The sequence below is a fragment of the Pseudomonas wadenswilerensis genome, from assembly GCF_024749185.1.
Lineage (GTDB): Bacteria > Pseudomonadota > Gammaproteobacteria > Pseudomonadales > Pseudomonadaceae > Aquipseudomonas > Aquipseudomonas wadenswilerensis.
Window position 1 is genome coordinate 1616037 of the sequence record NZ_CP087191.1, and the last position, 15689, is coordinate 1631725.

Genomic DNA, 15689 nt, shown 5'->3' on the forward strand with positions numbered 1-15689 from the left:
GGTAGACCGTGCGTATTTCTACTTCCCAGTTCTACGAAACCAGCTCCGCGAACTATCAGCGCAACTTCTCCAATGTGGTGAAGACCGGTCAGCAGGCCAGCGATAACATTCGCGTACGTACTGCCGCCGATGATCCGGTGGGCGCTGCGCGCCTGTTGCAACTGCAGCAGCAGAGCAACCTGATCGACCAGTACGATGGCAACATCACCAACGTGCGCAACAGTCTGGGTACCTCCGAATCGACCCTCAACGGCATCACCAATATCCTGGCGCGGGTCAAGGAACTGACCATCAGTGCCGGCAGCGGTGGCTACACCGACGCCGACCGCAAGGCCGATGCCCAGGAGCTGACCCAGCTCGAAGAGCAGCTCTACAGCCTGATGAACAGCCGTGACGAGAACGGCAAGTACCTGTTCTCCGGCTCGCGTGGCGACACCCCGCCATACGTGCGTAACGCCGATGGGACCTACACCTACCAGGGCGACCAGAGTACCCTGAGCCTTCAGGTGGGTGACATGCTCACCATGGCCTCCAACGAGAGTGGCTACAGTGTGTTCGAACAGGCGCTGAACACCAGCCGCAGCCAGACCAAGCTGACCTCGCCGGCCGTGGATGACGGCCGCGTCAGTCTGTCCAATGGCCAGGTCTCGGGCAGCACCCAGTACAACGATCGCTTCCGTGGCGGTGAGCCGTACACCATCACCTTCACCAGCAGCACGCAGTTCAAGATCACCGATGCGGCCAACAACGACGTGACTCTGGAGGCTACCGGCGAGGGCAAGTTCGATCCGAGCAAACCGGGTGGCGTGACCTTCCGTGGTGTCGAGATGGCCCTCGATATCAACCTGAGCGACGCCGACAAGCCAAACGCTGATGCGCTGATCGCCGGCCATACCTTTTCACTCGGCTCCAAGCCAGATGAAGTCAGCGGTTCGCGTAGCCCTGGCAATACCTCGTCGTCGCAAATCACGGGCGCCAGTATCAGCGACTCGACGGCCTACAACAACGCCTTCCCCGGTGGTGGCGCAGTCATCAAGTTCACCAGTGCTTCCGCCTATGAAGTCTATGCCCAGCCCATGGGGCCAGACGCGCGCCCGGTTGCCACTGGCACGCTGACCGGTACCCCGGCAACCAAGGCCAAGATTGCCGGTGTCGATTTCGATTTCTCGGCACCGCCAGCTGCTGGCGATCAGTTTTCGGTCAAGGTCGATAACCATCAGACCCAGAACATCCTCGATACCATCTCCGAGTTCCGCAAGGCACTGGAGCTGCCGGTGGACAAGGATCTGGCATCACGGCAGAAGTATCAGGGTGCCTTGCAATCGGCAATCGGTAACCTGGAAAGCGGTGCCAACAAGGTCGCCGAGGCGATCAGCTCGATCGGTGCCCGCGGTGCCGCCCTGGATGTCCAGGCCGACACCAACGAAAGCCTGAAGATGGCCAACACCAAGACCCAGAGTTCGATTCGCGACGCTGACCCGGCCGAGGTGCTGACTCGCCTCAGCCTGCAACAGACCATGCTGCAAGCATCACAATTGGCGTTCACCAAAATCTCCTCGCTGAGCCTATTCAATCGGCTCTGATACATCTTCGCACTCTACCTTCGGGTGATGCCCAGTGCCGGCATCACCCGAAGGCTTCTCCAGGTTTGCCTCCATGATCGAACAGCCACTTGTCAGCATTGCCATTCCCGCCTTTAACCCAGAGTTCTTCAGCCGTGCTTTGCTGAGTGCCATTTTCCAGCGCTACGCGAACCTGGAAGTCATCGTTTGCGACGACAGCCAGGGAGGGGAGATCAAGGCCATTGTCGATGAGTGGGCTGGGCAGGCGAAGTGCGAACTGCGTTATGTACACAACCCTGTGACGCTGGGTTTCGCTGGTAATTTGCTGCAGTGCCTTGAGCATTCCCGAGGAACCTTCATCAAGTTCCTCTGTGATGACGACTGGTTGATCGATGGTTGTATCGAGCGGCAGGCGCAAGTCATGGCGGATTGCCCGCAAGTCAACCTGGTAGTCAACCATCGGCTTCTATGCGCGGCGGACGAGACAGTCTTGCCATCGCGCCCGGACAACTGTCTGATCTCCCCCTGCAGCGCGATCCTCAACGGCGGCGATTTGCTCGATGCGGTCGCCAGCAAGGTGCCCAACCTGTTTGGTGGCATCAGCCATATGCTCATGCGCCGGGGCCCGGTAGAGGAATACCTTCCCCAGTTGGCGCAGCAGGGCGCAGGATTCGTTGCGCGCCTGGATATGGCGCTGTACATCTGCCTGTTGCGTCGCGGGCACCTGGCCTGCCTGTCCGACATGCTCAGTCTTGAGCGCGTCCACGCCGGTCGCCTGAGCCACCAGGCGGGTATGACCCTCGCTCACAAGAGCGAGAGCGAATGGCTGCAGCAGATGCTCGAAGCGCGCACCAGTGAGCCGCCGCCAGCCATTGGCTGGATTCGCTATGTACCGCTTGAGGACTTTCGTCCAGGTCAGGCTCTGGAGTGGGACGAGTACGAACTGACCCGCCTGTATGCTGGGCAGTTGGGCGGCTATCAGCAACAGGTCGGTACCCACAGCCTGAGTTTTGCCGAGCTCTACGCCGAGTGGCTTGATTGTCGCACCTTGTCAGCAGCGCAAGTCCGGCTGTTGCCCAAACGCCTCGAGCAATGGCCACGTCAGCCACGCATAGTGACTGTGGTGTTCGATCCGCAAGCAGAGGCGAATGCCCTGAAATCGACACTCGACAGCCTGGCCTGCCAGTCTTATCCGGCGCATCAGGTCTGGGTACTCGGTGCCCAGGAGCAGCTGCCGGATGAGGCTGGCGTCGAACGTATCCAGCTGCGCGGCAGTGGTTTCGAGCAACTGAATGCGCGTATCGCGAAAGCCGAGACGGCGGACTGGGTCTTCCTCCTGCAGGCCGGCGATCGCCTGCATCCCCATGCCCTGGTGATCATGGCCGAGCGCATGGCCCTGCATCCGGACAGATTATGCCTGTACACCGACGAGGGCAGCGACGACAACCTGCAGGTCGGGCAACCGATCTTCAAGCCCGACTTCAACCTCGACCTGATGCGCAGCGTTCCCTTTGTCGGCCGTATGTTGGCTTTCCAGCGTACTCAGCTACTGGCGTCGGGAGGGTTCAAGGCCGACTATGATGTGCTCGCGCCTCAGGATCTGCTCTGGAGGCTGGTTGAAGCTCATGGTCTGCAGGTGGTCGAGCATGTGGCCGAGTTGCTGGTGCAGTGTCAGTACAACTATACCGCTTGGCAGTCGGCGCCAGCCTGCATAGCCCAGGCGCCGCGTATCCTGCAGGCGCACCTGCAACGGCTGGGTATCGAAGCTGAACTGGTATCGGCGCAGAACAGCATGCTGACCCGAGTCCTCTACCGGCACAGTGATACACCGGCGGTCTCCATCATTATTGCCGCCGGCCAGCACCTGCAGTCGTTGCGGCGCTGTGTCGAGTCGATTTTCGAACACACCGCTTATCGCAACTATGAGGTCCTGATTGCTGTCAACGGCGGTGAGCCTGAAGACATGCAGGGCTGGCTCAGTGCTATGAGTGAGCTCGGCAGTGACCAGCTGCGCATCATCCGGATCAGTGCCGCTGGCGGGCCACAACAGTTCAATCAGGCCAGTGAACAGGCACGGGGCAACTACCTGCTACTGCTCGATGCAGGCTGCATGATGTTTGACGCTCAGTGGCTGACCGAGATGATGAGCCAGGCTCAGCGCCCGGAAGTCGGCATAGTCGGGCCGAAGATGTGCAACAGCTCCGGCATGATCGTCAGCGCCGGGTTGTTGCTCGGCTTGCACGGGCCGGCGGGGAGCCCCTTTTTCGCCCAGATGGTCGACAGCAGCGGATACATGAATCGCCTGGTGGCGGTGCAGAACCTCAGTGCGGTCAGCGCTGACTGCCTGCTGGTAAGGCGTGAACTGTTCGAGGAACTGGGTGGCCTGGAGTCCGAGGCATTCAAATCCCAGCTCTTCGATGCCGATCTGTGCCTGCGCGTGCGGGACCAGGGTTACCTGGTAGTGTGGACGCCCTTTTCGCTGGTGGCGCGCGAGTCTATCGAAAGTTCCGCCGACCCCTCGCTCAAAAAGAGGGATCAGCACGCGTTCTATCAGCGCTGGCTGCCGCGGGTGGCCAATGATCCGGCCTATAACCGCAATCTCAGCCTGAAGCTATCAAGCTACAATCTGGAGCCGGGCTTGCGTACCGGTTGGGATCCGTTCATCAGTCGCCCATTGCCCTTTGTGCTGGCATTACCGATCAACACCACGGCGGTCGGGCACTATCGGGTAGCGCAGCCTTTTACCGAGCTGGAGCGCGCAGGGTGGATCCAGGGGCAACTGGATTACGCCACCCCCAACACGATCGAGCTGGAGCGCTGCAAGCCGGATTCCATCATCCTGCAATGCCGCTACATGGCCACTTCGTCCCGGCAGATCGAACACATCAAAGAATTCTCCAATGCCCGGCGTATTTACGAGATCGACGACTACATCATCGATGTCCCACAAAAGAACGCACACAGACGAAACATGCCGGAGAACATCCGCGAGCTGGTGAGCTTTGGCATTGCCCTTTGTGATCGCGTGGTGGTTTCTACCCAGCCGCTGGCCGACGCGCTGTCGAGCCTGCACCACGATATCCGGGTAGTGCCGAACATGCTTGCCACACAAATGTGGAGCGGCTTGCAGAGCCATCGCCAGACCTCCCTCAAGCCGCGCGTTGGATGGGCGGGGGGCACCAGCCATCGTGGCGATCTGGAGCTGCTCGCCGACGTGGTGAAGGAACTGGCGAATGAAGTGGACTGGGTGTTCTTCGGCATGTGTCCGGATGTCCTCAGGCCCTACGTCAAGGAGTTCCATACCGGCATCGCGATGTCGCTGTACCCGCAGAAGCTGGCAAGCCTGAACCTGGATCTGGCGCTGGCGCCGCTCGAGAGCAACCTGTTCAACGACTGCAAGAGCAACCTGCGCTTGCTCGAGTATGGCGCTTGCGGCTTCCCGGTGGTCTGTGCCGACACCAAGGCTTACCAGGGGTATCTGCCTTGTACGCGAGTGATCGGCAATACGACGCAGGCATGGCTGGAAGCGATTCGTATGCACCTGGCCGATCCTCAGGCCAGTTATCGCCAGGGTGATGCTTTGCGTGAAGTGGTGCTGCGCGACTTCATGCTGACGCCGGACAAACTTCAGCCCTGGGCCAACGCATGGTTGGCCGATTAACGACAATGGCCGGCAATTCTGCCAGTCGTTGACAGAACAACATGAGAATTAGGTGCGCTATGGGCGAACAAGCAATCGGTTGTGCGGCACGGCTGGATGACGTCACCGTCGTCTTACTCGGCCAGGAAGACCCTGGCTACACAGGGCGTGCCGCCCATTATTATCAGGCGCGCTTCGCGCACCTGCAGACACTCGCAGCGCCTTCGGCGGCAGTATCGGGAAGCGCTTGGTCCGAGCAATTGTTGCAGGCCCTGAACCAGGTCGAGACCCCGTTTGCGGTATTGACCCTCGAGTGCGATTTTCTCCTGGCCGAAGGCATTGCCGCAGCAGTGCGGGCCTTGCATGCGGACGTTGATTGCCTGATGGCTCAGGGGTACTCCCTGGGTTATCAGCCGGGCAACAACGAAGTGACCTACTATAAGCTCGGCACCGCGCCCAAGTCCCGGCAACAGGCCAATAGCGCCCTGGGGCGTATCGCCTTGCATGCTGAGTACGGCTTGCAGGCATGGCGGTCGGTAGTCAGGGTCGAGGCTTTGAAAACGGTGGTGGCCAGTGTACCTGCAGGCTTGTCGTTCGAAGGCTGGTGCGCGGCGGTTTCCTACGGCTTGCTGGCCAAAGGCGCTGGCAGCCTGCTGGCGCAAACCAGCGTGGTGGTCGAATACCGTCCCTGGGAAATATCTTCAGCCGGTCGCGAAGAGCAATTGACCCACATCGTTCGCCAGATCAAGCAATGGGATGGCGGACAGGCCGCGGTGTTTGCCGATGCCAAGGGCTTCGAAGTGCTCAATGCGTTCGTACGCAACACGCACGAGCGCAGTGAAGCGCCGTTGCTGCTGACTTCGCGCTGGAACAGCGTGTCGGCCGAGCCGCAGCTGACGTTCGAGCCGAAACAATTCGTCGAGATGCCTTACTACAACGCCACTGTGTTCGGTCAGTTGCGTTCGATCGAGTTTCTGGTTCACGCCTGGCCGGCCGGCCAGGTGCAAAGCCGCGCGCTGGAAGGTACCTGGGTACGTCAGCAGGCATTGTTGACTGTGCATGCCAACGACAGTGCCGATAGCCTCAAGGCCCGCTACTGGGAGGCTTTCGAACTGGGTGTGTTCAATGTGCAGGTGTGTCAGCGCCTGGTGGGCGCCCTGGGTGTGCAAGAGCTGGCTCAGTCGCGGGACCTGACGATTTGGCGCGAACAGCTTGAGGCTGTGCAAGCGGTAACGGTTGCCTCGCTGCTGGCTGACACGCCGTCGGGCAAAGTGCTGGAGGCCATTGCCGCGGCCACCCCCGATGCTGTTGCACGCAATCGCATCCTCGACCACCTGGACAAGACGCCATCGCCACAGATGGCGTTCATCGTCCTCGATCTGGACGACAGCGATGCCGCGCTGCAGAGCACTTTCGACAGCCTGGTAGGCAGCGGTCTGCGCAACTTCAAGGTGGTGGTGCTCAAGGCCGGCAACCTGCCTGCCATTACCACGGCCAAGGATACCTTGCATTTCATCAAGGTCACCCAGGCCAACCTGGTTGCCCATCTCAACCAGGTCGTGCGCCAGCTGCCCAGTGAGTGGGTGATGTTGATGCAGGCTGGCGATGTGCTGGTTCCAGGTGGTCTGCTGCGCTTACAGGTAGAGTTGGCCGGGGCGCAGGCGTGCCAGGCCATCTGTGCCAATGAAATTCAGCGTGACAGTGATGGTCGCCTGCTCAGTGTCGTGCGTCCTGGCTGTAACCTGGACCTGCTGCGCAGCTGCCCTGACCTGATGTCGCGGCACTGGTTGGTTCGCCGGCAGAATGTCGTTGACCTTGGTGGGTACAGCGAAACCAGTGCTCACGCACTCGAGTTTGACCTGCTGCTGCGCCTGGTTGAGCACAGCGGCATCGGCGGCATGGCTCACCTGGATGAATACCTGGTGATCGGTCAGCAAGCGTCCGAGGCACTGGCCGCTGACGCCTTGACCACGCTCAAGCGTCATTTGAACCAGCTCGGCTACCGCGGGCAGGTCAACGAAAGTGCCGGCGGTGTTTTCCAGGTCGACTTCCGTCACCCGCAGACGCCGCAGGTGAGCATTCTGCTGTCAGCCGATTCGGATCTTGAGCAACTCAAGGTCAGTCTGGCAAGCATCGTCCAGCGTACCCGTTATGCACGCTACGAAGTGATCGTGGTCTGCGAGGCGGCCAATGCCGAGCCGATCTCGGCAGGTCTGGCCACGGTACAGGGGCTTGGCTCGCGGGTCCGGTTGTTTGCCAGCGAGTCGGCGCTGCGCGCCGATATGATCAACGAAGCGGCAATCCAGGCCCAGGGCCAGTACCTGGTGCTGATGTCCAGTCGCAGTGAAGTGGCGTCGCCGGCCTGGATTGAAGCGATGCTCAATCAGGCGCAGCGCCCCGAGGTCGGTGTTGTCGGTTGCCAGATGTATGACCGTGACGGTCTGATCAGTCATGCCGGTTATGAATTGCACGGCAATGGGCAGGTGCGCAATGCCTGGCAGGGCGCTTCCCGCGAGACAGCGTCGGCGTTGGGGCTGGCGACGGTACGCAGCTGCCAGGCGGTGTCTGACGATTGCCTGATGCTGAGCAAAGAGCTGTTCGAGCAATGCGCCGGGCTCGAGACCATGGATGCCACGGGCATCGACTTGTGCTTGAAAGCGGCGCAAGCGGGCTTGTTGGTGATCTGGACGCCGCAGGCAGAGCTGCTCAACGCAGCGGTACCGCAGATTGATGACCAGGCGTTGCAGGCCCTGGTTACGCGCTGGCCGTCGGCCTTCAGTGCGCGGGCAATCGTCGATGTCGCCACCGCAGTGGACGTCTCCCGGTCACGAGGGCAAGGGGCACCGCTCGAGCTCGACTGGCTGGCTGATCTCAAGTAGCAGGCAAAACGAAAGCCGGGTGTGAAGCCCGGCTTTTTCGTTGCGATTGGGTAGTTTGAAGAGGCGATGATGCATAAGAAAGTGGCTGTGGTGCAGTCAAATTACATTCCTTGGAAAGGTTACTTTGACCTGATTCGCAGTGTTGATGCGTTTGTGCTCTACGACGACGTGCAGTTCACCCGTCGCGACTGGCGCAATCGCAACAAGATCAAGACTGCGCAAGGCGAGCACTGGCTGTCGATCCCGGTGAAAAACAAGGGGCGTTACACGCAGCTGATCAACGAGGTGGAAGTCAGTTCACCCGACTGGAGCCGCCAGCACTGGAAGTGCATCGAAATGAGTTATCGGCGCGCGGCCTGTTTCGAAAAGATGGCCCCGGAAATGCAAGGACTGTTCGAACGAGCCGAGAAATTGACATTGCTCTCGGACATCAACTTCCTGTTCATCTCCGAGATATGCCGGATGCTGCAGATCGACACGCCACTTTACCGCTCCGAAGACCTTGGCCAGGCCCAGGGCAAGAACGAGCGCCTGATCGAGTTGTGCCTGTCGCTGGAGGCCAATGAGTACCTGTCGGGGCCGGCGGCGCAGTGTTATCTCGATGAAGAGGCCTTTGCCCGTGAGGGGCTGTCGGTCTCGTACATGAACTACGACGGTTACCCTCGGTACCCGCAGCTGTTTGGCGAGTTCCAGCACGGCGTCAGTGTGGTTGACCTGCTGCTCAACACCGGTCCGCAGGCTGCCAGTTTCCTGGAGCGCCAGCCATGAGCCGTGGAGTTGAATCGATCCTGCAGGAGGTCAACAGTTACTACTCGTCCAAGGTCAGGGACTTTGGCGCCACTGCCCAAGGGGTGGACTGGAACGGTAGCGAGTCGCAGCACCTGCGTTTCGAGCAGTTGCTCAAGATCGTCCCGCCAGAGGCGCGCGAGCAGGGTTTCAGCCTCAATGACATCGGTTGTGGATACGGCGCGTTACTGTCGTACATCAAACAACAGGCATTGAGCGTTGATTACTATGGTTTCGATTTGTCGGCGGCAATGATCGAAGCGGCCGACAAAGAGCATGGCACCGCGCCTAATGCGCGGTTCGAAGTAGCTGAAACCTGTTCGCGCGTTGCCGACTACTCGCTTGCCAGTGGCATTTTCAATGTTTGCCAGGCCACAGCGCGCGAGGACTGGGAGGCCTATATCCGCACGGTTCTCGAGTCGATGAATGCCTGCAGTCGCAAGGGCTTTTCATTCAACTGCCTGACCAGTTATTCGGACCTGGAGTACATGCGTGATTACTTGTACTACGGCGATCCGTGCTTCTACTTTGACTACTGCAAAAGGGCTTTCTCCGGGCAAGTGGCGCTGCTGCATGACTATGGTCTGTATGAGTTCACTTTACTGGTGCGCAAGCCGGCGTAGTGCCTGAACGATTCAAATTTCTCTGAGGTTACGGACGATGTTTCTAATTGTTGGCAATGGCATGGTCGGCCTGGCAATTGCTGCCGGCCTGTCGCGCAAAGTGGCCGCCGAACAGATCGTGGTGGTGGGGCCGTCCGGGCGCCCGAACAGCGCCTCGATGGCGGCGGCGGCAATGCTCAACTCCTTCGCGGAACTGGAGCCCGATGCCCTCAAGCATCCCCGTGATCGCCTGAAGTTCGAGTTGAGCCAGGCATCCGCGCGCCTTTGGGGCGGCTTCGTCGAAGAGTTTGGCATCCCGTCCGAGTTTTATCGGTTGGGCACCATTCTGCTCAACAACAACGCATCCAACGCTTATGAAGATGCTGCGTACGATGCGATCAAGGGATACCTGAAGGAGTTCGACGAGCCGTTCGAAGCTGTCGAGCCGAGCATAGAAACCTCCTATGCCCCCGGTTCCGAGTACCGCAGCCGCAACGCCTTGTTCCTGCCCCGCGAAGGCGTGGTCAACCCGGACGGTGTTGTCCATGCGTTGCAGGCAAGCCTTGAAGCGCGCGGTGTGCGCTTTGTTGATGGCAAGGTGACCAGCTTGCTCAAGGAGGGCGGACGCACTCAAGGCGTCAGGCTCGAAGACGGCAGTGTTCTGCAGGGTGATCGCGTGGTGCTGGCCAACGGCAGCTCCGCCACTCGCCTGTGGGAAGAGGCCTGCATCAAGGTCATCAACGGCGTCGGTGCGACCATCGTGCTGAAGAATCCGGGCATCAAGGGCCGCTACGTCGTGCGTACGCCCAACCGCGGTGGTGCTTGCGGCATCTATCACGCGCCGTACCAGGACGACCTGTTCGTGGTCGGCGCCACCAACCTGATCACCACTCTGGACGAGGAGGTGCCGCGCGCTGAATCGGTCGCGGCGCTGATCAACGGTGCGATCAACCAGGTCAATCATCAACACCGTGCCAGCGGTTTCGTGCGCTACAACTTCGGTTATCGTCCGGTAAGCCTGGACGGCTACCCGGTGATCGGGCGCCTGAACGACAACACCTTCATTGCCTCGGGCACCCGTCGTGACGGCTACCATTTTGCACCGTGGCTGGCCGAACATCTCAGTGCCTTGCTGCTCGATCAACCGTTGTCTGCCCCGGCCCAGGAGTACTTCCAGTACACCTCGCCACAGCGCAGTGCCTTCCTCGATGTGTCGATCGAGGCGTGCGCGCGCAAGTACGCGGCGGTCAAGTGCTCGGCATTGTCCCAGCATGGCTTTGATGCCGGGCATACCGATGCCGACCAGGCCATCGAGGCTTACTACTACCGCCGGGCGCTGGATTTCTTCGAGAAAAACAACGTGAGCCAGGCCGTGCAGGTCGATTTCATCGACGCACTGATCGGTGGGTATTTGTCGCTGGCAGATTTTGCCTGAGCCGAGCGGCTTGCAGGTTGGAGTGAGTAACGTGAGTAATCAGAAGATCCCATTCGGTAAACCGTTCGTGGTCGGCAAAGAGCTGTTCTACATTGCCCAGGCGGTCATGAATGGCTCCCTGGCCGGTGACGGGCAGTTTACCGAGCAGTGCCACAAGTGGCTTGAACACCATCTGGGGTGCCCCAAGGCGTTGCTCACCCACTCCTGTACCGCGGCCCTGGAAATGGCGGCAATCCTTGCCGATGTCGGGCCAGGGGATGAAGTGATCATGCCTTCCTTCACCTTTGTCTCCACGGCCAATGCCTTCGTCTTGCGTGGTGCTGTACCGGTGTTCGTCGACATTCGCGAGGATACCCTGAACCTCGATGAGCGCCTGGTCGAGGCCGCCATCACCGAGAAAACCAAGGCGGTGGTGGCGGTGCACTATGCTGGCCAACCCTGCGACATGGATGCACTCAAGCGCATCTGTGATGCCCGTGGCCTGTTTCTCATCGAGGATGCCGCCCAGGCGATCCTGGCGCGTGACAAGCATCGCGCGCTGGGCACCATTGGTCACCTGGGCTGCCTGAGCTTTCATGAGACCAAGAACGTCATCAGTGGCGAGGGCGGGGCGTTGCTGATCAACGACCCACGCCTGATCGAGCGGGCGGAGATCATCTGGCAGAAGGGCACCAACCGCAAGGCGTTCGCCCGGGGAGAGGTGAGCAAGTACACATGGGTAGATGTCGGCTCTTCATTCTTGCCCAGCGAGCTCACCGCGGCGTTCCTGTACGCCCAGCTCGAACATGGCGAAACCATCAACGCTCATCGGCGTGACCTGTATGAGCAATATTTTGCCGCGCTGCGGCCGCTGGAAATCGACGGCTGCCTGACGTTGCCGGGCACCCAGGACGGTAAACCGGAAAACGCGCACATCTTTTATCTGCTGTGCCGCAGCGAAGCACAGCGCACAGCGTTGATCGCGCATTTGCGCGAGCAGGGGGTGCACGCGGTTTTCCACTACGTGCCATTGCATGATTCACCGGCGGGTCTGCGCTATTCCCGTGCCCACGGCGAACTGCCGGTCACCACGGACATTTCCCATAGGCTGGTGCGCTTGCCCCTGTATTCCGACATGCAGGCACCGCAGGTGGCTCAGGTCTGCGCAATCATCACCGCGTTTTTTACCGCCGACAGTTCACGTTCAGTGGCCTGAACCACGACGTCGGTGTTTCATTGAATACTGGAGTTACCACGATGTCGAATGCCCCGCAGATCGACCCTCGGCTGCTTGAGCAGGCGATGTCCCGCTTGCAGTTGATGTTCGCCAAGCCTGAGCATCCCTATTACATACTGGCGCCCGATTACCGCGAGACCTCATCGGGCGTTGCCACGCTTCATTACCTGTGTCACATCCTCAACCTCAGTGGGCGCGAGGCTTACGTATGCGGGGCCGAGGCGCTCAACCCTGACCTCAGGACGCCAAAGCTCGATACGCAGACCGAGCTTCGTCATCGCAGCGCCGGCAAGATGCCAATCGCCGTGTATCCCGAAGTGGCGGTCGGTGCACCGCTCAAGTGCCCGGTGAGTGCACGCCTGCTGCTCAACTTCGAAGGCTTTCTGACTGGCAAAGGCATGCAGCCAGGTCCGGACGACCTGATGTTCTATTCGGGGGCCATGATTGCTGTGGACAGCGGCGAGCCTGATGGCGATGTGCTCAATCTGCCGATTATCGACATCGCTTTGTTCTGTCCGCCCGACGCGTCGCAACCACGGCAAGGTGCTTACCTCTATCAGAACCGCCACCCGCTGGAGCAGGTGGACTATTCGCAGCTGCCCGAAGGCATTCGCCTGCTCAGCATGGCCACGCCCCTGACCCTGGCGGAGCTTGCACAGGTGCTGAAGTCGGCAGATATCCTTTACACCTATGAATGGTCAATGACCTGTGTGATGGCGCTGTTGTGCGGCTGCCCGGTGATATTCATGCCAGGCTACGGGATCGACCAGAAGTTCCTGGACACCTGCTTTGTAGGCAGTGGCACCGGCTTTGCCATGCTTGATCAACCCGATGCCGTGGACCATGCGCGCCTGGCAGTCAAGGGCGCATTTCAGCGCTACGTTGAAGTGACGGCACCATTCTGGCGGCAACTGGATGTGTTTATCGAAAAAACCCAGGCAGCCGCACGGGACAAGGCACGCGCCCAGCATCTGGCCATGAACCACTGGTTGCAGGCGCGTTATCCGGACCCGCAGCAACTTGCGCTGATGATCGAGCGCCTGGCCGCCAACCCTTCGCCACGCTTTGCCGTGCTGGTGATCGATGATGGCAGCCGCGCCGAGTTGCTGCAGCGCACGCTCGCCAGCCTGGCCGCCGATACTTTGCTTTACAGCAATCTGCAGGTCGAAGTGGTGGACGCTCACGCTGCTGCCCAGGCGATCAATCAGTTGGCAGCGCAGAGCAGCGCCGACTGGTTGATGATGGTCGAGGCGGGGGTCGAATTCACGCCTGCCGGGCTGTTGATGGTTGCCCTGGATCTGCTCGGCGCCCCCGCCGATTGCCTGGCGCTCTATGCCGACGAAGCCATGCGCTTGAATGAAGGTGCGCAAGGCGTCTCGCTGCGTTCGGACCTAAACCTTGACTTGCTGCTCAGTTGTCCGGCCGGATTGTCGAAGCACTGGTTGCTGCGCCGCGACATGTTTGTTGAGCTGGGTGGGTTTGATAGCAGTTGCGGCCGTGCATTCGAGCTGCACTACCAGTTGCGCCTGATTGAAGAACGTGGCCTGGCCTGCATCGGACATGTCAGCGAGCCGCTGCTGGTTTGTGATGCACCGAGCCTGGTTGATTGCCCTGACGAGCGCGCAGTGATCGAACGCCACCTGCACGCGCGTGGTTACCTGCAGGCGCAAGTGGCGGCGCATTTGCCTGGCCACTACCGGATTGACTACGGGCATGCCCAGCAAGCATCGGTGAGCATCGTGATCCTGCTCGAAGGGTCGCTGGAGCTGTTCCAGCGTTGCCTGGATGCGTTGCTGGCCAACACGGACTACCCGCACTACGAAGTACTGCTGTTGGATCCGGGCTGCGCAGACGGCCAAACCCGCCAATGGCTGGCAGGTGTCGAGCAGTTGGGCGGCGAGCAGTTGCGGGTGCTGCGCTTTGCCTCCGGTCAAGCCAGGGCCGTGCTGTACAACGAGGCGGCCCGCGAGGCCCGCGGCGACTTCCTGTTGTGGCTGGACCCGGCGGCGGGCATTTTGGGCAAAGGCTGGCTTGAGCAACTACTCAATCATGCTCAGCGTCCGGAGGTCGGTGCGGTAGGCGCCAAGTTGTTGTCGGCCGAAGGCAAGATTCACCACGCCGGGCTAGTGCTCGGTTTATGTGGCCCAGTCGGTCGCGCCTTCGAAGGCAGTGCCCACCAGGATGCCGGCTACCTGCAGCGGCTGCTGGTCGATCAGAATTATGCCGCGCTCAGCGGCGAATGCCTGATGCTGCGCCGAGAGCTGTTTCTCGAGGCGGGTGGTTTCGATCAAGAGCCGCTGCTGATGCGCTGGATCGATGTCGATTTGTGCCTGAAGCTGCAGCAAGCGGGCTACCTGAATGTCTGGACACCCCATGTGCAAATGCTGATGGCACCCCAGACAACAACGCCAGCGACTGTCGAGGAGGAGGATGCACTGTACGCTCGCTGGTTGCCGGTGCTTGCCAGCGACCCGGCGTACAACGCCAATCTGTCCCTGCAGCATCAGGGCGGCTTTGTTCCAGTCGAGCCGGCGCTGTCCTGGCGCCCGCTGCACAGCTGGCGTCCGTTGCCGGTGGTGCTGGCGCACAATGCCGACTTGCAGGGCAGCGGTCAGCAGCGGGTAATCCAGCCATTTGCCGCGATGAAGGCTGCGGGGTTGATCGATGGTGCGCTGTCGGCAAACCTGCTGCAGGTTGCCGATCTTCATCGTTACGCGCCGGACACCATCGTACTCCAGCGCCCCCTCGATGCGCAGAGCCTGCAGGCCATGCGGCGGATGCAGGCCTTCTCCAGCGCCTTCAAGGTCTTCGAGCTGGATGCCTATCTTCCCGAGCTGCCCGCGCAGAGCGCGTTGCGTCGGCAGATGCCCGAGGATCTGTTCGCCAGCTTGCAGCAAGGCCTGGGCTATGCCGACCGCCTGCTGGTCTCGACACCGGCGCTGGCCGAGGTCTTCGCCGGGCTGCATGATGATATTCGCATCGTCGAGAATCGTTTGCCCGGTGCCTGGTGGCGCGACTTGCAAGGGCAACGGCGGATGGGCACCAAGCCGCGTGTCGGTTGGGCGGGTGGGGTTGAGCGGATCGAAGAGCTGGAACTGATCAGCGAACTGGTCAAGGCGCTGGCCACGGAAGTGGACTGGGTGTTTCTGGGCAGTTGCCCGGCCGCCTTGCGCCCCTTTGTGCGCGAGTTCCATGTCGACGTGCCGCTGGCGCGTTATCCGGCGAAGCTGGCAAGCCTGGATCTGGACCTGGCCCTGGCGCCAATGGCCCAGGGTTTGTACAACGAATGCAAGAGCAACCTGCGCCTGCTGGAGTACGGCGCCTGCGGTTTCCCGGTGATTGCCAGCGACGTACGCTGCTACCAGGGTTGCAATGACTTGCCAGTGACCCTGGTAAGCAACACCTTGCAAGACTGGTTGCAGGCCATTCGCATGCACCTGGCCGATCGCGACGCCGCCCAGCGCCTGGGCGCCGAGCTCAGGGCCGCGGTGCATCACGGTTGGCTGCTTGAAGGCGAGCACCTGCAGCAGTGGCGCAACGCCTGGCTGCCGGGTTGATCCTGCGATAAC

General features: G+C 60.7%; 8 protein-coding genes. All 8 read left to right on the forward strand.

Annotated features, from left to right (window positions below; genetic code table 11):
- The first annotated feature begins 8 nt into the window (after positions 1–8).
- The 8 genes from LOY45_RS07510 (at position 9) to LOY45_RS07545 (ending at position 15677) form a co-directional block, all read left to right on the forward strand.
- The gene (locus LOY45_RS07510) at positions 9–1583 is read left to right on the forward strand and encodes a flagellar hook-associated protein 3 (RefSeq protein WP_258578913.1); all 1575 of its coding nucleotides are present in this window, start codon (positions 9–11) and stop codon (positions 1581–1583) included.
- A 73-nt stretch (positions 1584–1656) separates the two neighbouring features.
- Entirely contained in the window at positions 1657–5223 is a 3567-nt protein-coding gene (locus tag LOY45_RS07515) for a glycosyltransferase (protein WP_258578914.1), read from the forward strand.
- Positions 5224–5282: 59 nt separating this feature from the next.
- The gene (locus tag LOY45_RS07520) at positions 5283–8081 is read left to right on the forward strand and encodes a glycosyltransferase family protein (RefSeq protein WP_258578915.1); all 2799 of its coding nucleotides are present in this window, start codon (positions 5283–5285) and stop codon (positions 8079–8081) included.
- Between the two features lie 69 nt (positions 8082–8150).
- Positions 8151–8849 (forward strand): WbqC family protein, encoded by a 699-nt coding sequence (locus LOY45_RS07525; RefSeq protein ID WP_258578916.1) that lies wholly within the window; start codon positions 8151–8153, stop codon positions 8847–8849.
- Entirely contained in the window at positions 8846–9490 is a 645-nt protein-coding gene (locus tag LOY45_RS07530; RefSeq protein ID WP_258578917.1) for a class I SAM-dependent methyltransferase, read from the forward strand. The genes LOY45_RS07525 and LOY45_RS07530 overlap by 4 nt, the downstream gene beginning before the upstream one ends.
- 37 nt (positions 9491–9527) lie before the next feature.
- On the forward strand, positions 9528–10904 hold the full coding sequence (locus LOY45_RS07535) for an NAD(P)/FAD-dependent oxidoreductase (RefSeq protein WP_258578918.1): 1377 nt from the start codon (positions 9528–9530) through the stop codon (positions 10902–10904).
- A gap of 31 nt (positions 10905–10935) precedes the next feature.
- Complete coding sequence (rffA, locus tag LOY45_RS07540; RefSeq protein ID WP_258578919.1) at positions 10936–12099, forward strand: dTDP-4-amino-4,6-dideoxygalactose transaminase; 1164 nt, start codon at positions 10936–10938, stop codon at positions 12097–12099.
- A gap of 41 nt (positions 12100–12140) precedes the next feature.
- Positions 12141–15677: a glycosyltransferase family 2 protein gene (locus LOY45_RS07545; RefSeq protein WP_258578920.1), complete on the forward strand. Its 3537-nt coding sequence runs from the start codon at positions 12141–12143 to the stop codon at positions 15675–15677.
- The last annotated feature ends 12 nt before the right edge of the window (positions 15678–15689 follow it).